This is a genomic window from Filibacter tadaridae (genome assembly GCF_900609045.1).
GTDB lineage: Bacteria > Bacillota > Bacilli > Bacillales_A > Planococcaceae > Sporosarcina > Sporosarcina tadaridae.
The window spans coordinates 109,451-127,672 of record NZ_UXAV01000042.1 but is presented as its reverse complement, the minus strand read 5'-3'; the positions used below and the strand labels follow the sequence as shown (position 1 = coordinate 127,672).

Genomic DNA, 18,222 nt, shown 5'->3' with positions numbered 1-18,222 from the left:
CATGGCAAAGAGTATAATAACGCAAAATTCGACAAATCTTAATATGCAAAATTAGGTAAGGTTCAAGGTAGGAAAAATGGTATGATGGAGTGAGTAATTGATGAAGGGAAGAAAATGATATATGCGGGAATTTGAAGCACGATTAAAAGCATTAATTGAACAAGCTGCAACATATGCTCAACTTTATAAAATCAATGAAGATGAGGAACGATCCGTAAAAATGGAATCGTTTGCAGAGAAGTTGGTTGAAAAGGAATATATAATCGGATTTGCCGGTCACTTTTCGGCTGGGAAGTCTTCGATGATCAATGCGCTCACAGGTGATGATTTATTACCTTCTAGCCCTATACCGACCAGCGCAAATATCGTGAAAGTAAGAAAAACCGATAGTGATTACGCTATAATCCATTCAACGGATGGGGACGTTGTGAAATATGGGGGTCATGGATTTACTGAAGCTGTAAAGTCATTCAGTAAAGATGGGGGCGCAGTGTCGCTCGTAGAAATCGGCCATCAACACTCAAAATTACCTGAGGGTATAACCGTAATGGATACACCTGGCGTCGATTCTACAGATGATGCTCACAGACTGTCAACTGAATCCGCGTTGCACCTTGCGGATCTTGTTTTCTATACGATGGATTACAACCATGTCCAATCCGAAGTGAATTTTCGTTTTACAAAAGAATTAATGCGCTACAACGAAAATGTATATTTAATTGTAAATCAGATTGATAAGCATCGAGACAGTGAATTATCGTTTCAAGAATTCAAAAAAACTGTAGAAGAATCGTTTGCTGTATGGGGAGTCGTTCCAAAAGGGGTTTTTTACACATCGTTGAAAGATTCGGCACATCCACATAATGATTTCCAGACTGTGAAGACAATCATCGATAATGCGATGAGCTCGTGGAAAGACCAATTTCTCATGAACGCAGATAAAATGATTGTGAAACTGAAAGAAGAACATAGCCAATATCTTACAGAAGAAATTGAAGATCGTAAACATACATATTCGGACATTTTGTTACCAGAAGAATGGGATGGAATTGAAGAGTTAGAAGAAAAAATGAGCGGTTTAAAGAGAATGCATACACTTCAAACAGGTGACACGTTTTCCATAGCGTTTGAAAAAGAACGGAAAGCGCTGCTGGAAGGTGCAGCAATCACGCCTTATGAAACACGGGAGCTGTTAAAATCTTACCTGGAATCCTTATCACCCGCATTCAAAGTTGGCCTTCTATTTAGTGCTAAGAAAACAATGGAAGAACGGACAAAACGAAAAAAGGCACTTGCATCCAATATGGGTGATTTAGTACATGCACAAATTGAAGTGCATGTAAAAACACTTATGAAAAAATTGCTTCGAGAAGCCGGTGTCATGACAGATGAGCGATCGCTTGCAATAGATGGTATTGATATGACCATTCCCTTTGCTGATATAGAAAGAGAATTTAACGTCGGGGATGTCATTACAGGTGATACAGTGCTCAATTATGCAGAACGCATGAAGACAGCCACCCAATCTGTTTTTCGACGTCTTACAGAAGAATGGAAAAATGGGATGGCGGGAGTCATTCATTCAACAGGAAATAATCATGTTGTCCAACTGGAGCAGAAAATTAGTCAACTCGAACACAAGGTAGGGGCTATTCGCCAGGTGAATGCTTTAACAGCTAAATTAATGGCGGTTGAAACGGAAATAGAGAATCACGCTGCTGACTTTGAAGTAGGTCGACAAAATTTCATTCATAAATGGCAGTCGAAGGAAAACCTTCAGATTACGCAATTTGATGAAACTGAGAGTATAATCAATGAAACGTTGGAACCCAAAGAACAACAGGAAGAAAACCATCAACTAGACGGTCCAGCCGAAATGGTAAATCCACAGTTTGTCATTGAACAAGCCAAACATGTTGCGAATGCAATGGTTTCGATTCCTGGATTTATTGAAACAGCGGATTATTTACGTAGAAAAGCAAGTCGACTTGAAGGGCAGGAATTTACAGTCGCATTATTTGGTGCGTTCAGTGCAGGGAAGTCTTCATTTTCCAATGCGTTGATAGGTGAACAGGTCTTGCCTGTATCACCGAATCCGACGACAGCTGCTATTAACAAAATACGACCTGTTTCAGATGATAAAGAAGACGGAACGGCGGATGTTATGCTGAAAACCGTAGAAAGAATGACAGAGGATGTCGTTCGCTCATTCGATATACTTGGTGTGACAGTTGCGTCACTAGAGGAAGCATTTAGTAAAGTTGATGTGGCACTCAATCTGGAACGGGTTGATGAAAACGTCCATAGTCATAAAGCTTTTATCACAGCTTTCAAAAAAGGTTATCCTGTGTACAAAGACGTACTCGGTACAATTGTTAAGGCGGAACGTACCGAATTTGTCAAATTTGTAGCGCAAGAAGAACGAAGCTGTTTTGTTGAATCAATCGATTTCTTTTACGACTGTGAATTGACACGAAAAGGAATTACACTAGTCGATACACCAGGGGCGGACTCTGTAAATGCTCGTCATACAGACGTTGCTTTCGAATATATCCGAAATGCGGATGCGATATTGTTTGTCACTTATTATAATCATGCATTTGCAAGAGCGGATCGAGAATTTCTCATCCAGCTAGGTCGGGTGAAAGATGCATTTGAACTGGATAAGATGTTCTTCATTGTAAATGCAATCGATCTAGCTTCAAATGATGAAGAGGCGGAACAAGTAAAAGCATTTGTTTCCGATGAACTACAGAAGTTTGGTATACGGAATCCGAGAGTTCACGGTATCTCGAGTTTACAAGCACTTCAAGCCAAATTTGAAAATCGTAATGATACACATATGACACCCTTTGAAAAAGATTTCCATCATTTTTTGGAAAACGATTTAAAAGGACTCGCCGTGCAAGTGCTTTTAGAGGAGACGGAAAAAGTAATCGACCGTTTGGCATCCCTAATTTCACGCACTGAAACGAACTTGTTACGAAAAAAAGAACGTTTCGATGAATTAAATCGGCTTGAGGGAGAAGTACGTCAATACTTCACTAACAGCTTTGCAACAGTTCTAAACAAAGCAGCTAATAATGAATTAAGTGAACTAGTCTATTATATTTTACAACGTGTATTTTTGCGTTTTGGAGACTTCTTCAAAGAGGCATATAATCCATCCGTGTTTGTGAATAATTCTGCTGATCGTGCTCTATCTGGCGCATTGGAAGAGACCATTCAAATGCTTGGATTCGATTTGACGCAAGAATTGAAAGTGACAAATTTACGAATGTCGAACTTTATGAAGAGGCAGTTGAATGACCGACAAAGAGTAGAAGTATCTTCTCTACGTGAATTGGATGAATCCCTTACACCGTCGCCATACGAGACAAATGATGCTGATATGTTAAACTTCCGCTTCCCTTACCCAACTGTGAATCCATACAGCAGTGTCAACAAGTTGTTTAAAAATCAAAAGGCATTCTTTGAAAGAGGCGAACGGGAAGTATTGAGAAGTCGCCTAGAAGAACAGTTGAAAAATGATGCCGCCATCTATCTCGGGAAAGAAAGAGAGTTACTGGAGAAGTGGTCTGAACGTTGGATTGAAGACGAATCGGAAGGCCTTCGACAACATTTATTAAAAGAAAGCCTTGATCAGATTGAGTCCGAACGAAACTTACTTCAAGGAACAGAAAAACTTGCTGAATGGCGCGATGTGTACGAAACACTACGACTAGAGGAGCCGATGTAAATGACAACTGTTTTTATATCCGTAAATGAGATTGACATGAATGATTATAAATGGATTGATACACGCTTTTCATTACAGAATCCACATGAAGGCCGACGACACTATGAGACAAGTCATATGGCGGGTGCTGTATATTGGGATTTGGAACACGATTTATCCGATATGACCAAACAGTACGGTAGACATCCTATGCCCGAAAAGGATGCGCTAAAAATGCTGTTCAGCACGAGTGGATTGGAATTAGAAGATTGCATCGTCATTTATGATGACGGCGGTAGTCCGTTTGCAGCCCGTGCATGGTGGCTGTTACAGTATGCTGGATTTACCAATGCTGTTATCGCATTGGAGGGTTACCAAGAGATAAAAGAAATGGGATTCCCAGTTGAAACGGATATACCTGTTCCAACTAGCACATCCGTTTCACCAAATTGGAATGAAACACTTTACGCGACTAGGGAATTCGTAGAAGACACAGTCGAGGGAAAAACAGCAAGTCTTTTACTTGATGCCCGCTCTGCAGAACGGCATCGCGGTGATTATGAACCCATCGACCCTATAGCAGGTAGAATTCCAGGTGCGTTGAACTTCGACTGGGAGCAGCTGAAAGTGAACGGACAGTACAGAATGGATGAATCTGTTAAACATGAATTGAACACGATTGTAAACCCGACAGAGGAAGTAACAGTCTATTGCGGTAGTGGTGTAACGGCTGCTCCACTCTATGCAATGCTCGTTCATAACGGGTATGACAACGTTCATTTATATGTGGGCAGTTATAGTGATTGGATTTCAAAAGAAGGAGCCGAAGTTGAAAAGGGATAAGTGAAGACTAGAATTATGCATGAAGGGTATATCCCAATATAGCGAACTATTGGAGGGGAACCTATGATGTATCCGGATGGTTTTTATATACGAATCTATTAAAGAATGCAGAGGTGGATAAATTGCATTACGCATTATTAGGGGACATTCACTCATCGAAAACAGATTTGGAAAGAGTCCTTGCCGATATAACAGATAAAGCACCCAATGCAGTAAAAGTCGGGACGGGTGACTTGTTTGAATGTACAATCAGCAAAAAAAACATCGCTGAAGCGAAATTCACACGGTTAGAAGACGTTATGCTTATACCTGAAGGGTTTCAGGAACTATTAACATTCCTATCTGTAAAAGGCAATCAGGAAGAACGTATTTTACTAATTACTGAAACAGCAGATCCACTCCGTGAAAAACTCTCTGCAATGCCTACTACATTTGAAATTGGCAATGCAGAAATAATCCACGGCCATCAGTGGGAATGGGGCGGTGAGCCTTGGTCACCTGTACATCTGGAAGTCGAAGTTTCTACGGTTTTTTACGGCCATAGTCATAGGTCTGCACTTTCAAAAAACGGCAAAAACCAAATTGTAGAGTTTGGGATTCCATATGAAATAGGGGGAGAACATGTTCTCGTGAATGTGGGGGCGGTTGTTGGTGATAGGGAATGGGTGTTATATGACCAATCAGCAAATACTGTTACATTTATGAAAGCAGAATAATTTCAAACCTAAAAAAACACCGCTAATTGCGGTGTTTTGTATTTTCTATTGATTCTTTAAAAAAAAAGGAGCGGTTGTGTGAAATAAAATAAGTTATGGGCGTATATACTAATGACTATGAAGCAATTGTTTGTACCGCAACGAAGTAGATGTTTTTATCCTAATTAAAGCTAGTGGCTAGTGAAGATTTTTATGAATTGCTTCCCGCGCCAAGGCATCCGCAGCTCGGTTTTCTGCATCAGGAATCCATTTGATGAAAAAAAATTCGAATGTCTTGGTGATTTCTAGAATCTGCGCTAAATACTCTTTATGAAGCTCATTTTTAACAAACTCTTTCTCCACAGCCATCACAACAATCTGGGAATCCGATCGTGCAGAAACAATACCTTTTGTCAGTTTAGCCACTTCTTCCAACCCTCTCAAAAGTGCTTGGAATTCTGCAGTATGATTATTTGTCGGACCAATGGGCTCTGAAATTTTCACTTGATGGCCTTCGCCTTTTATGAATATCCCTATACCGCTTTTTCCTGGATTTCCGGCACTTGCACCGTCAACATATAATTCAATCATTTTATCATCACCTCAACATGAAATTGATAAGTTGCAACACCAACGAAACCGTATTAAAATAGAGGAATCGTTTCATTCGGAGGTTGCTATGGAAAAAACAAATATAATGAATGATATTAATGAGGTACTTGACACCTATTGTGAGGGCTGTTTCTTAAAAACGCAACTTGCACGGGATAACGGAAAAACAATTGCGCACAATTTTTGTATCCGGACCTGTACGGTTGGTGAACAGCTGAAATTTTTAGGCAATGAAATGAATAAAATGACAAAATAATATCCCGCGGCACGTCACGCCGACGGGATTTTGTTATGAATCATTCAACTTCAGATTTCAGGACATTCGCCGCCTGAGGACCGCGATTTCCTTCAATAATTTCGAAAGATACGGCTTGCCCTTCATCAAGCGTTTTAAAGCCTTCTGATACAATACCGGTAAAGTGGACGAACACATCTTCCCCGTCATCCGCTTCGATGAAACCATAGCCTTTGTCACTACTGAACCATTTCACTGTTCCCTGGTACATGTAAACTCCTCCTCGGCGCTTCGATGTCCCACCCATTACTATGCATGGATGAACTGATTATACATGTATTGACAGGATACGTCAATGATATGCCTCAATTTTCAGAATGAATAAATAGAAATTAATAATGAAATAAGGAGTGATTACACATGCAAGCTATTCTTGCTAAATGTCAGTATATCGTGAAAGGTATCTACGAGACTTTCGATGCGAGCCACGACTTTGCGCATATTGAGCGAGTACGAAAAAACGCAGAAGAAATCTTAAAAACGGAGCCTTCCGCAAACGCGGGGAAAGTTATGCTCGCCGTGCTGCTACATGATATTGACGATGCAAAATACAAATCCGATGCCAATCCGTCAGCAAAAGAAATCCTTCAGTCACTTGGCGTTGAAGCGGAATTGACGAATCAGGTACTCGCTTGTATTGAAAGCGTTTCGTTCAGTGGAGGTAACGCAAAGAATATCACGTCCATCGAAGGGTCAATCGTCCGTGATGCAGATCGACTGGATGCAATCGGGGCAATCGGTATTGCGCGCACATTTGCATTTGGTGGAGCAAGAGGTAGGAAGTTATATGATGCAGATGAACATACAAGAGAAAACATGTCTGAAGAAGAGTACCGTTCAAAAAATACAGCATCCGTCACTCATTTTTATGAAAAACTTCTTTTGTTAAAAGATCTCATGGTAACAAATGAAGGGAAACGGATCGCTGAAGAAAGACATACGTTTATGTGCGCATTTTTGGAACAGCTCGATAGGGAAATTGGTATGAATTGCTAACTACCCTTACCTTCTATTTTAAGATCGTAACTCTGCAATAGTCCTCGCTTTTTTCATAGAGATATTTTTGTTATGATGGGGACTAGATAGTTATGGAAGGATGAACGTTAATGTCTTGGAACGAAGTACTTACATTTGAAAACTCGAAAGACTTACTGATTTCAATTGGAATCATGTTGGTTTTTCTACTATTCAGGAAGTTATTCGCAAAATATATATTTTCACTAATCCTGAAATTAGGCAATAAAGCAAAAACTGCGTTTTTCTCCAACATATTCATTGCTGTTGAGAAACCGATACAGTGGTTATTCATCATTATAGGAACTTTTATAGCGATGGATTACTTTCCTTATCTTGATAGATCCAACCCACTGTTTAAGCATTTGTTTAGATCCTCGATTATTATACTTGTTACTTGGTGCCTATATAATCTTACAAGTTCAACATCTTTGGTCTTTTCTCGTATTAACGATCGTTTTAACATTCGAATCGATGACATTTTAGTTCCGTTTTTTTCGAAAGCAATCCGATTGATCATCATTGCAATTAGTATAAGTGTGATTGCACAAGAATTCGGATACAATGTGAACGGATTTGTTGCTGGTTTGGGTATAGGTGGGCTTGCATTTGCTTTTGCAGCAAAAGAGGCGTTGGCTAATCTTTTTGGCGGTATTGTTATCATTACCGAAAAACCATTTACATTAGGAGATTGGATTTTGACACCTAACGTTGAAGGAACAGTAGAGGATATTTCATTTAGAAGTACAAAGATTCGAAATTTCGAAGATGCCCTTGTAACTGTACCTAATGCAATGTTATCAAACAGTACCATTACAAATTGGAGTAAGATGGGAAAAAGACGTGTTTATTTCAATCTGATTGTTTCTCATGATACACCAAAAAGTAACTTGGACAATAGCGTTAGACAAATTAGATACTTGTTAAAGAATCATCAAGGTATTCATCCAGACACCATAATTGTCTCTTTCGATGAATATAAAGAAAATGGACTTGGACTATTGTTTTACTTTTTTACCAAAACAACTGTTTGGGTAGAACATTTGGAAGTCAAGGAAGATATTAACTTCGAGATTATGGATATACTCGAAAATGAACAAGTAACTTATGCAATACCTAGTAATAGGGTCTTATTCGACGTTGATGAATAAGGTGTTTTTTATAAAGTATCTGGAAAAAAAACGCGTATATCCGTTTTGTCACCAGGTACTTTTTTTTATGAGTTTCTTGTACAATTAGAATAGTAAAACTATTCGGGGTGAGGGGTGTTTTTCATGCTTGTGTCGGAACAAAAAAGACTGAACGTACTTGATAGGGATGCAACTGACTTGGCTGAAATGATTGCAAATAAGGAAATTTCCTCTCGTGAAGTTACTGAAACATTCATCGGACAGATTAGAAAAATGAATCCAACAATCAACTTCTTAGTCGAGGATCGATTCGCATTGGCACTGGAGGAAGCGGATTATGCAGATCAGCGAATTGCGGAAAACAAAGCTAAGGGAAAGCTGCTAGGCGTCCCAATCAGCATGAAAGAGTCTTTTCACGTAAGTGGTATGCAGACTACGGGCGGCCTGCTACATCGAAAAGGGTATTTACAGGAGGGGGATGCTGAAGTTGTTCAAAAGCTAAAAGCGGAAGGGGCAATTATTTTAGGCAAAACAAATACTCCCGAGCTTTGCTTTTGCCAAGAGACGGATAACAAATTGTATGGACGGACGAATAATCCAAGAGATTTGACTAAGACTGTAGGTGGTTCAAGTGGTGGTGAAGCTGCAATGATTGCAGTGAGCGGAGCAGCGGTAGGTCTAGGATCGGATATTGGCGGATCTATTCGCTTTCCAAGCCATTTTACTGGAGTAATCGGTTTCAAATCGGGAAGGGGCCAAGTTTCAGCTAGTGGAAGTTTCCCCGTTGAGGATCATGAACTTCAAAAACGCATGTTAGGCATCGGTCCACTAACAAAATCAGTAAAGGATGCAAGGTTGATATATAATATTGTTGCCAAAGAGCAGGCTCAAGAGAAAGAAATTACGGGTTTTACAGTAAATATATTACCTGAAACAGATTATCCTTTATCCTCAGCGACGGCTGCATTAATGGATTCAATCTATTCAAGTAGTAACGAGGACTTTAAGACTGAGCGAAAAGCGCCTCCTTACTTTGAGGAGTCCGCCCTTTTGTGGCAAGAAATTATGTCAATTGATGGGGCGGTGGGGGCTGGTAAAGAAGCGTTTGGCGAGAAGCCCGTCCGTCCGTTGCGTGCATATTTGAAGGAATTATTCAACGGCAAGTCTGAAATCCATCGGTACCTATCTTGGGCACTTATCGGTGCATCCCTGTTTAAACCTTCTGATAAACGCGTAAGGGAAATACATGAGCTTGTTGAACGGGTAGATGAAGAGCTGGATAAAGACCTAAACGAACGAATTTTGATATTTCCAGTCTACCACACGGCCGCACCGCATCATGGTGTTGTTTACAAGGAGATATTCTCCATTAAAAAAACATTTAAGACGTATATGCCATTTGTGGCTTATGCAAACGTCTGGGGCTTGCCATCTTTGACAATTCCAGTCGGTATGGATGAAACAGGTATGCCGATAAGCATTCAGTTAATAAGTAAAAATGGTAATGAAGATGCGTTGTTTAAGCTAGGGTGTTGGATCGAGAAAAACTATCAGGGGTATGTGAGAGCTTAAAGAGGACAGTCTAATGTGCTGAAATGGTATGTAACGGAAAAGTATATTAAACTTTCCACTACCGGATTCGGATTGAGTATTATCATTATTTGGATTAACGGCACATTCGGATCCGGTAAAACAACAGCAGCATATGAATTGCAAAAAAGATTGAAAGACTCATTTGTATAGTGGGTAAAAATAGATAATAAAAAAAGCGGATAACCGTCAATCGACGAGTATATCCGCTTTTCGTAGTGCGTCTTCTGCATTTTGGATTTGTTGTTCATTATCCGCTATGACCGTATGTAGATGAATTCCGCCATCGGTTAGTTTCAATAGAAACACACCATTCACTTCACTCACTTTATGGATGAATTCCTTTACGTCGCTTCGATTGGAAACCATGATAGATGCGCTCAGATCACCGTAAACGGGATGCTCGATTCTAACATCTTTCACAGTTACGCCATTATCAACGAAAATATTTAGTTCTTCTTCCGCCTGTCCAGGCGTGTGGCGGCAAACGATTGTCTTTTCATAGCGTTCCGGCACTGCTTGTGGGTGCATGTATACATACCCTTGACTTGTCGCGATTATCGGTTCATTTCTTGCCTTTAACAGGGTAATGTCACTAACTATGACTTGACGGCTAACATTTGTCAATTCTCCAAGTTCCCGTCCCGGCAATGCTTTAGTTGCCTTTTTTAAAGTCGCAATAAGCAGTTGCCGACGCTCTTCCCCAAGTACTTTTTCATTCTCAGTCATCAGTATCACCTCATACCATCAGTTTACCACAATTCCTGATTGCATATATTTCACAACGTGGATTATAAAACCCATTAACGAATACCGATTTCTACTTATACAAATAGTATAGTTGTTTGGTTTGAATACTGTAAAAAAAAAATTAAGGTTTTCTAAATTATCCAAAGATAGTACAAGGATTTTATTAATTTCTTCATAAATATATACTTTTAAAGACTTGTTTTCATAGAATTATAAAGTATGATAGATACGTAGCGGGAACTTTGTACCTAGCCGCGGATAGAACGGAGGAAGAAAGTATGAAAAAAACATTAACCGTACAACTGGGAACGATTATTGTAGCAATTATGATAGCTATGTTAACAATTACTTCTGTCGCAACCTACAAAACGGCATACGATAAATTATATGATGCCGCCGGTATTGAAGCCTATGGATGTGCAGCTATTACAACCGGCTTAATCAGACCTGATGATGTTGACAAAATGCTCCATGGAGACAAGGATGCGATGGATACTGTCAGCGAACAATTAAATTGGACAGTTAACCACAAAGATATTTTCGAGACGCAGTATATTCTTGACTTAGATGGAAATATTCTTGCACTTGACGACAATTTACGCGATAAAGGGTTTAAACCGGGTGACGCATTCCCGATGGACAAAAAAGCAGTGGCTATGCTTCTTGAGATGAAGCATTCAACATACTCGGAGCTTTATGAATTCGCAGGTATCGAGCGGTTGTCCGGTTATGCGCCTATCTATGAAAATCATGATGCAAACGGAAAAATTGTTGCATTAAGCGTTATTGACTTCGACGGGTCAATTGTAGGTGAGCGTACATGGGCTGTTGTCAGTAGTGGAATTTTAATAAGCCTTATTCCGATGATTATTGCTTCATTTATTACAATCCTTCTAATTCGTAAGAAAACAAAATTGATTTCTACATTAATCCAGTATGCAAAGGAAATTGCAAATGGAAATCTTGGAGTCAAGGACATAAGTGTTCAAGGTCATGACGAAGTAAGTGATCTCGGTCAAACGTTAAATACGATGAGAGCCAATTTACGAATGATGATTGGTACTATGCAATCGACTTCTGTTCAGCTTACAAAAAATGCGGTTGATACTGCCGCATCGTTGGATGAAATGAAATTAGCTATCCATCAAGTAGCGGAGACAATGAGTGATACCGCCGCGTCCGTATCGGATGGAACGAATAACGCCGAATATGCTTCTACTATTCTAATCGCGCTAGCTGAAGATTTGCGCCATTCAAAAGAAAAAGCGGATGAAAGTGTTACAAGTTCCAAACTCACTATGCAAATAGCTGAAGGTGGACAACTTCAAGCACGTGAGACAAGCCAAGATATGGAGAAAATTAGAGTATCATCTGTAGAGACAAGCGGCACAATTCAAGATTTAATAGATTCTACAAAAGAAATACAAACAATTACAGTTTCTATTTCAGCTATTGCTGCGCAAACTAATCTACTTGCATTAAATGCCTCCATTGAAGCCGCTCGTGCTGGTGAACATGGAAAAGGATTCGCAGTCGTTGCTGAGGAAGTTAGAAAGCTTGCGGAACAATCTAACGATGAAGTTCTGAAGGTTGAGAAATTAGTGAAGGATATAACGAACCGAATCCAACAAGTTGTCGTGTCAACTACCGAGAGTACTGGGCTCATTGAAACGGGCACAGAAACAGTCCGATTAACTGCTAAGTCCTTGGGAGATATTTCACATGCGGTATCTGAAACGGTGGATAGAATTAACAGTATTTCAACTTTAACAACTACTGAAGCAGAAAACTCAAGCCATGTTGTTGAGCTTATCAAGCAATTAGCAGTAGCTATTCATGAAATCGAAGAGGCAACTTCTGAGGTATCTGCCGCAACAGAACAAACATCCGCTTCAATTGACGAAGTAGCAAATCGATCCAATGAAACAAGTCACTTAGCCACGGAGTTGGAACAAGTGGTCAAACAATTTAAGTTATAAGAAAAGAAAACTATATATGTTGAACTAATGATTCTATATAGTCTCCAGCGAAGGCGCCTAACTGGGGTAGCCGAAGCAATAAGACTGACAGCGGTCTTCTGGCTGGCTTATTGCGGGAGGCATCCCCAAGCGCCGAGCGTTGTTGAGAGAATTCTTTATGTCAACATACATGGGATAGTTTATAAAAATGAGGCTAAAATACAAAGTATAAAGTCTACATTTCTTAGACATTTTAATACGAAAATTGTCGGACTGTGTGGTATAATTAAAGAGAAAAAACGCGAATTAAGGAGCATCGGAAATGTTAAAAGATCTATTCATCGGGTTATCCCAAAACCAACTTCTAAATAGTGCAGCTAAAAAATATGGTTTGAAATTAGGCGCACAATCTGTTGTCGCAGGAACGAATATCGAAGAAACGATTAAAACCATTAAAGAACTAAATGCGCATGGTATTTCATGTACTGTCGATAATTTAGGCGAATTCGTTTATAAAGAAGAAGAGGCTACTGCAGCAAAAAATCAAATCCTAGAAGTGATTCAAGCTATCCATGAAAATGGAGTAAACGCTCATATTTCGCTAAAACCATCTCAACTTGGTTTGGATATTGACTATGAATTTTGTTTGGGTAATTTAAAAGGGATTGTTGAAAAAGCGAATGAATATAATATATTCATCAATTTCGATATGGAAGATCACAATCGTTTAGATCCGTCATTTAAACTTTTGGACGAGCTCTCGAAACAATATGTTAACATCGGAACAGTGATTCAAGCCTATTTCTTCAGAGCGCAGGAAGACCTTGAAAAATATAAAAATTATCGTTTGCGTATTGTAAAAGGTGCTTATAAAGAAACTGAGGAATATGCATACCAAGACAAGAAAGACATTGATGAAAACTTTATAAAACTCATCGAATGGCATTTATTGAATGGTAAATTTACATCGATTGCAACTCATGATCATGTAATTATCAATCATGTGAAGCAATTCGTAAAAGAGCATGCGATTCCTACCGACAAATTCGAATTCCAAATGCTTTACGGGTTTAGAAAAGATATGCAATTGCAACTGGCAAGTGAAGGCTACAACTTCTGTACGTATGTGCCATTCGGTGATGATTGGTATGGTTATTTCATGAGACGTCTTGCGGAAAGACCGCAAAACTTAAACCTTGTTGTTAAACAAGTATTCACGAAAAAAACGAATACGATGATTGGATTGGCAGCAGGAGCATTCTTGGTAGGAAGATTATCAAAGAAAAAATAAAACATTTTTAAAAAGTCGTGAAGTGATTACGTAATCACGCCACGACTTTTTTCTTTCATGTTTTGGATACTTGTTTTTAGTGGTATAAGACATACAGAGGGGGGTGAAAGTAGTGACATTTGTTCACATTGGCATTTTTATCACAGCGGTCTCATTTGCACTTGTATCCATCTTTTTAGCTAAAATTCTTTTACGGGTTTCTGGTGTGATTCAATCTGTCGGACAAACTGTAAGCGGCGTTGAGTCAAAGTTAGATAAAACAATTGAAGCACTGGAAAATTCGTTAGTAGAAACAAATGCTACGGCATTAGATGTTGAAGTTAAACTACAAGCACTAGACAGCGTCTTCCATACGATCAAACATGTAGGAGATACATCATCACTTTTGAGCGAAGAACTTGAAACGACAACAGAAAAGTATAATAAGGATGCATCTCTACCTAGGATAAGACCATTTGTAAGGATTATTCAGTTAACGGAATTTACGTTGGGCCTACTCAGACCATGGAAACGCGGTAAAAGAGCCTTATGAAATAATAAGAAATGAGGGATTGATATGAATTTAACGGGAATTGGTGTACTGCTCATCGGAGTTGCTTTTTTGGTGCTAGCCATTTTCTTTGCTCGTGTTTTAAATAATTTTTCTTCAATTTTAAGAGGAGTTGATAAAACAGTCGAACAACTCCCCAATCAGTTGGATAGTATTTTGAACGAAACAGGAAGCCTGATTCAAAATAGTAATAATACACTTGCAGATGTAAATGAAAAACTGGGAACGCTAACACCATTGTTCAATATTGTCGGAGATGTTGGGGAATCCACACGCACGCTGTCAGCTTCGCTTGTTGATGCAGCAGCTTCAGCTAAGAAGAAGATGGACAAAGTAGACGTGCAGGCGAAAAATGAACGCCTGGGCAGTACATATGGGTCCGCTGCACTCGGATTTTATTTGTTAACTAAACGAAACGATGCAAAAAAAGTACCCGGCTTCATACGTGGAAGAAATTTGTATGTAGAAGGGGAGAAAAAATCATTTGATATCCACCAAATGAAGGGAAAAGCGAAAGAAGCAGCGATAACTGGTAAATAGATTGATTTTGATGGTAAATGAAAAGTAGCGTGTGAAGGAGATGAATCCCACCACACGCTACTTTTTTCACTGTTTATTTTAGATTTTGAACTTGTTTTTTTATTTCTACTTTTCTTTGGGATAGAAAGTAAATGAATGACAGTAATCCAAATACTCCATCGTACTTTTCACGTTCTGTGAATTTTTTCGCGTTTTCTGTTTGCTGTTTCATTGCACGCATCTTATTAAGTGCCACGGAAGTAAGCTTATTGGAGGTATTTCCTATTTCACCGATAACATGAAAGACTGGGCTTATTTCTACAACCTGCTTGTTAACGTTATCCAATGTGCTATTACTAGTGTGAAGAACTTCTGATACTTGGCCTGCAACACTGTCTAGCGTGGATGGTAACTGATCAGTCGTCTGTTGTACGCTATTTAAAACAGACGCTAATTTCGACAGTGGTTTAAGTAGGAAAATGACAAGTACCGCAAATGCGATTGCAATAATAAGTACACCAATACCCATCCAATCCATAATTAATCGCCTCTTTCTTAGATTATCCATTCGGCTAGTTCATTTCTTATAATCATCCCATTGCTTGGGTACAGGTAATTGCTTAAGCAAACCATCAGCTTCCATTTGATCACTTCTATTTTTTTCACGCTTGAACCGATAAAAAATCTTTGCGGCCACTTCACTTATCAACGTCGCCGTTTCAATCTGTTTTGTATACTTTTCGGGTAAAGACGCAACTTCATCCGAGATGGCTTGAAACGATTTTTTCACATGGTTGCTAGAATTGCGTAGGTTTTTGGTCGAATCGGACAGACTGTTAAGGGATTGTAACTTACTCTCAGCATCTGCAGCAATCCGGTTCGTTTTCACCATCAGTTCTTCCGATTTTTCAGTTATGCCGCTAATTTTAGTTTCAACCCGCTTTAACGTTTCTGAAACCTCACCCATCGTCTGTTTAGCACTTTTCAATGCAATAATAACGAATATTGCAATGAGTAATAAGGATAATGACGCAATGACTGCACTACTATACAAAAGAATTTCCACTTTAAAGGTACCCCCATTTCATTCAACTTACTTTTAAGATGTTAGTTAATTCTTACCACTTCTCTTCGTTACCTAAACCTATCTTAAAACGGTTACATCAATAATACCAAAAAGAAGTCCTGTCTATTGTTAGACAGGACGGTGATCTAATTTAACGATTTAGCTAACACCCTTCATGAAACGTTTAAGATAAGGTGATGCCAAGAATAATATAACACTCAATCCAATTGCTACAGCACCAATTGTCCCAAAGTAGATTACTTCATTGTCTTCTGAGTAGAATTTAACAAGTTGAGCATTTAATGCCTGTGCAGCCGCATTGGATAGGAACCATAAGCTCATTGTTTGAGCTGAGAATGCTGCTGGAGCCAATTTTGTTGTTGCAGATAATCCGACTGGTGATAGACATAATTCTCCGATTACAACTGTGAAATAACTCAATACAAGCCATAGTGGATTTACAAGTCCACCATTTCCTAAATAACCTGGCAATAAAATAACCAAGAAAGAAATACCCGCAAACAATAATCCAAGAGAGAACTTTTGCGGAATAGAAGGTTGACGTTTACCTAGTTTAACCCACAGCCATGCAAAAACTGGAGCTAAAAGAATGATGAATAAAGGATTCAACGATTGGAACCATGTAGGTGAAATATGTATACCCATGAAATCCAATTGCGTACGTTTATCTGCATACAATGCAAGAATCGTAGAACCTTGTTCCTGAATTGACCAAAACATTACAGAAGCCAAGAATAATGGTATAAACGCAAGTATTCTTGATTTTTCTACTTCAGACGTTTTTGGGCTTCTATACATGACAATGAAATACATTGTAGGAATTAAAAAGCCTAGAATACCAACAGCTGCGATAAATGTTTTAATTGTTAGCCATCCAGTAGGAATCGTAATTGCCAAGAGAATCGCTAGTACAATCAAGCCAATTGAAAATTGTTTAAATACTTTTTTACGTTCATCGCCAAGTAATGGATTGGTTGCTTGAACACCTGCAAGGCCCAATCGTTTCTTTTTAGTTAACGTAAAGATGATAAGACCAAACAACATTCCAATTGCCGCTAAGCCAAATCCGAGATGAAAATTATATTTCATTCCAATAGTACCTGCGGTAAGCGGAGCAATAAATGCACCCATATTAATACCCATATAGAAGATACTGAATCCAGCATCGCGTCTATCGTCAGTTTCAGCATACATATCACCAACAATGCTAGATACGTTTGGTTTTAATAAACCAGTACCGATTACAATCAATACCATAGAGACAAAGAACATTGGTAGGCCGCCCGGTAATGCTAAAACGATGTGTCCAAGCATGATGAAAATACCACCATAAAAAACGGCTTTAGATGTACCAAATATACGATCAGCAAGCCAGCCACCGACTATACCAGACATGTACACGAGTGATCCATAAATCGATACAATTGAAATAGCGAGTGTTTCGCTAATACCTAATCCGCCTTTAGATACTTCATAATACATATAGAAAACAAGTAATGCTTTCATGCCGTAATATGAGAAACGTTCCCAGAACTCAGTGAAGAATAATGTGAATAATCCTCCCGGCTGTCCAAAGAATCCTTTTTGTGGAACGCTATCCACGACTTCTTGTTTCGTATAAGTTTTCATAATATGCCTCCTTGTATTGTACTATAATACATTCAAACGTTTTCAATTGTCAAAAACAATTTATGTAAACGCTTGTATTTCTAAAAACGCCGTTATTACAACGTTTCTGTCTACTACCAATATTCCGAATTGAATATTTGTAATAAACGTATAGAGTCTTTAGTTTGATTAATATAGTAGAAAATTTTAAATACTGCGAGTTTAATAGTATAACTTAAACTTATTGTTGAATAGTAATTCATCTGAAATTATTAAACGTCATTGGGTGATTAGTGGAAGAAGACTAAGCAGTCTTGATTCCTTCAAATATGGGTTTGTCCGTCAGTGAATTCTACTTCGGAGGGAAAGAGGTTGTCCAAAATGATGGTCGTTGATAGAAGGGTGAATTGAACGCTTAAAAGGGAGACGAAGGGGGTGGAGAATATGAAAATCATAAATCGAAACTACTTAGTCAACGGTAGCGGTAGTCTAGATAGTGCAGTAAGTCAAAAAACATATTCTTATCATATAAGAAAAGCTTGCCCCCACTACATAAGAAATT

Annotated in this window: 17 protein-coding genes and 1 pseudogene; 12 read left to right on the top strand and 6 right to left on the bottom strand. The window is 38.8% G+C overall.

The genetic code is table 11. The annotated features are described in order from the left end of the window. Window positions 1-121: 121 nt before the first annotated feature. From FILTAD_RS09970 to FILTAD_RS09960, 3 genes are all read left to right on the top strand, one after another. On the top strand, window positions 122-3,739 hold the full coding sequence (locus tag FILTAD_RS09970) for a dynamin family protein (RefSeq protein WP_124070619.1): 3,618 nt from the start codon (window positions 122-124) through the stop codon (window positions 3,737-3,739). Further along, window positions 3,740-4,561 carry a sulfurtransferase gene (locus tag FILTAD_RS09965; RefSeq protein WP_124070618.1) on the top strand — a complete coding sequence of 274 codons (822 nt, stop codon included), beginning with the start codon at window positions 3,740-3,742 and terminating at the stop codon, window positions 4,559-4,561. Between the two features lie 122 nt (window positions 4,562-4,683). After that, the gene (locus FILTAD_RS09960) at window positions 4,684-5,277 is read left to right on the top strand and encodes a metallophosphoesterase family protein (RefSeq protein ID WP_160117601.1); all 594 of its coding nucleotides are present in this window, start codon (window positions 4,684-4,686) and stop codon (window positions 5,275-5,277) included. 177 nt (window positions 5,278-5,454) lie between these two features. On the opposite strand, the gene FILTAD_RS09955 is transcribed toward FILTAD_RS09960, so the two are convergent. Then, entirely contained in the window at window positions 5,455-5,847 is a 393-nt protein-coding gene (locus tag FILTAD_RS09955; protein ID WP_124070616.1) for a reverse transcriptase-like protein, read from the bottom strand. Window positions 5,848-5,935: 88 nt separating this feature from the next. Between FILTAD_RS09955 and FILTAD_RS09950 the strand changes: the two genes are divergently transcribed. Beyond that, complete coding sequence (locus tag FILTAD_RS09950) at window positions 5,936-6,124, top strand: zinc-finger domain-containing protein (RefSeq protein WP_124070615.1); 189 nt, start codon at window positions 5,936-5,938, stop codon at window positions 6,122-6,124. 40 nt (window positions 6,125-6,164) lie between these two features. On the opposite strand, the gene FILTAD_RS09945 is transcribed toward FILTAD_RS09950, so the two are convergent. Next, window positions 6,165-6,374: a cold-shock protein gene (locus FILTAD_RS09945; protein WP_124070614.1), complete on the bottom strand. Its 210-nt coding sequence runs from the start codon at window positions 6,372-6,374 to the stop codon at window positions 6,165-6,167. 149 nt (window positions 6,375-6,523) lie between these two features. Here FILTAD_RS09945 and FILTAD_RS09940 point away from each other — a divergent pair, with 149 nt between their 5' ends. The 4 genes and pseudogenes from FILTAD_RS09940 to FILTAD_RS09925 form a co-directional block, all read left to right on the top strand. Next, window positions 6,524-7,159 (top strand): HD domain-containing protein, encoded by a 636-nt coding sequence (locus FILTAD_RS09940; protein ID WP_124070613.1) that lies wholly within the window; start codon window positions 6,524-6,526, stop codon window positions 7,157-7,159. 110 nt (window positions 7,160-7,269) lie between these two features. Beyond that, window positions 7,270-8,328: a mechanosensitive ion channel family protein gene (locus FILTAD_RS09935; protein WP_124070612.1), complete on the top strand. Its 1,059-nt coding sequence runs from the start codon at window positions 7,270-7,272 to the stop codon at window positions 8,326-8,328. 123 nt (window positions 8,329-8,451) lie between these two features. Then, a complete protein-coding gene (locus FILTAD_RS09930) occupies window positions 8,452-9,879 on the top strand; it encodes an amidase (RefSeq protein ID WP_124070610.1) in 1,428 nt (475 codons plus the stop codon). Between the two features lie 81 nt (window positions 9,880-9,960). Then, window positions 9,961-10,047: pseudogene (locus FILTAD_RS09925) on the top strand (adenylyl-sulfate kinase); the annotation flags it as partial. Window positions 10,048-10,086: 39 nt separating this feature from the next. Here FILTAD_RS09925 and FILTAD_RS09920 read toward each other — a convergent pair. Continuing rightward, window positions 10,087-10,632: a transcription repressor NadR gene (locus tag FILTAD_RS09920; RefSeq protein ID WP_203229704.1), complete on the bottom strand. Its 546-nt coding sequence runs from the start codon at window positions 10,630-10,632 to the stop codon at window positions 10,087-10,089. Between the two features lie 293 nt (window positions 10,633-10,925). Here FILTAD_RS09920 and FILTAD_RS09915 point away from each other — a divergent pair, with 293 nt between their 5' ends. The 4 genes from FILTAD_RS09915 (at window position 10,926) to FILTAD_RS09900 (ending at window position 14,986) form a co-directional block, all read left to right on the top strand. Continuing rightward, window positions 10,926-12,626, top strand: a complete 1,701-nt coding sequence (locus FILTAD_RS09915; RefSeq protein WP_124070606.1) for a methyl-accepting chemotaxis protein — start codon at window positions 10,926-10,928, stop codon at window positions 12,624-12,626. Between the two features lie 301 nt (window positions 12,627-12,927). After that, window positions 12,928-13,896, top strand: coding sequence for a proline dehydrogenase family protein (locus FILTAD_RS09910; RefSeq protein WP_124070604.1), 969 nt, complete (start codon window positions 12,928-12,930; stop codon window positions 13,894-13,896). Window positions 13,897-14,008: 112 nt separating this feature from the next. Next, window positions 14,009-14,428 (top strand): DUF948 domain-containing protein, encoded by a 420-nt coding sequence (locus FILTAD_RS09905; protein WP_160117600.1) that lies wholly within the window; start codon window positions 14,009-14,011, stop codon window positions 14,426-14,428. A 24-nt stretch (window positions 14,429-14,452) separates the two neighbouring features. Beyond that, window positions 14,453-14,986, top strand: a complete 534-nt coding sequence (locus tag FILTAD_RS09900; protein WP_124070600.1) for a DUF948 domain-containing protein — start codon at window positions 14,453-14,455, stop codon at window positions 14,984-14,986. Window positions 14,987-15,059: 73 nt separating this feature from the next. Here the strand turns inward: FILTAD_RS09900 and FILTAD_RS09895 are convergent, their stop codons facing one another. From FILTAD_RS09895 to FILTAD_RS09885, 3 genes are all read right to left on the bottom strand, one after another. After that, entirely contained in the window at window positions 15,060-15,503 is a 444-nt protein-coding gene (locus tag FILTAD_RS09895) for a DUF948 domain-containing protein (RefSeq protein WP_160117599.1), read from the bottom strand. A gap of 39 nt (window positions 15,504-15,542) precedes the next feature. Then, window positions 15,543-16,031, bottom strand: a complete 489-nt coding sequence (locus tag FILTAD_RS09890; protein WP_124070595.1) for a DUF948 domain-containing protein — start codon at window positions 16,029-16,031, stop codon at window positions 15,543-15,545. A gap of 159 nt (window positions 16,032-16,190) precedes the next feature. Further along, complete coding sequence (locus tag FILTAD_RS09885; protein ID WP_124070585.1) at window positions 16,191-17,681, bottom strand: peptide MFS transporter; 1,491 nt, start codon at window positions 17,679-17,681, stop codon at window positions 16,191-16,193. Between the last annotated feature and the right edge of the window lie 541 nt (window positions 17,682-18,222).

Excerpts from the sequence above, each read along its gene's own strand:
- FILTAD_RS09970 (WP_124070619.1), top strand. The coding sequence starts at position 122 with ATGCGGGAATTTGAAGCACGATTAAAAGCATTAATTGAACAAGCTGCA.
- FILTAD_RS09965 (WP_124070618.1), top strand. The coding sequence starts at position 3,740 with ATGACAACTGTTTTTATATCCGTAAATGAGATTGACATGAATGATTAT.
- FILTAD_RS09955 (WP_124070616.1), bottom strand. The coding sequence starts at position 5,847 with ATGATTGAATTATATGTTGACGGTGCAAGTGCCGGAAATCCAGGAAAA.
- FILTAD_RS09950 (WP_124070615.1), top strand. The coding sequence starts at position 5,936 with ATGGAAAAAACAAATATAATGAATGATATTAATGAGGTACTTGACACC.
- FILTAD_RS09945 (WP_124070614.1), bottom strand. The coding sequence starts at position 6,374 with ATGTACCAGGGAACAGTGAAATGGTTCAGTAGTGACAAAGGCTATGGT.
- FILTAD_RS09940 (WP_124070613.1), top strand. The coding sequence starts at position 6,524 with ATGCAAGCTATTCTTGCTAAATGTCAGTATATCGTGAAAGGTATCTAC.
- FILTAD_RS09935 (WP_124070612.1), top strand. The coding sequence starts at position 7,270 with ATGTCTTGGAACGAAGTACTTACATTTGAAAACTCGAAAGACTTACTG.
- FILTAD_RS09930 (WP_124070610.1), top strand. The coding sequence starts at position 8,452 with ATGCTTGTGTCGGAACAAAAAAGACTGAACGTACTTGATAGGGATGCA.
- FILTAD_RS09915 (WP_124070606.1), top strand. The coding sequence starts at position 10,926 with ATGAAAAAAACATTAACCGTACAACTGGGAACGATTATTGTAGCAATT.
- FILTAD_RS09910 (WP_124070604.1), top strand. The coding sequence starts at position 12,928 with ATGTTAAAAGATCTATTCATCGGGTTATCCCAAAACCAACTTCTAAAT.
- FILTAD_RS09900 (WP_124070600.1), top strand. The coding sequence starts at position 14,453 with ATGAATTTAACGGGAATTGGTGTACTGCTCATCGGAGTTGCTTTTTTG.
- FILTAD_RS09895 (WP_160117599.1), bottom strand. The coding sequence starts at position 15,503 with ATGGATTGGATGGGTATTGGTGTACTTATTATTGCAATCGCATTTGCG.
- FILTAD_RS09885 (WP_124070585.1), bottom strand. The coding sequence starts at position 17,681 with ATGAAAACTTATACGAAACAAGAAGTCGTGGATAGCGTTCCACAAAAA.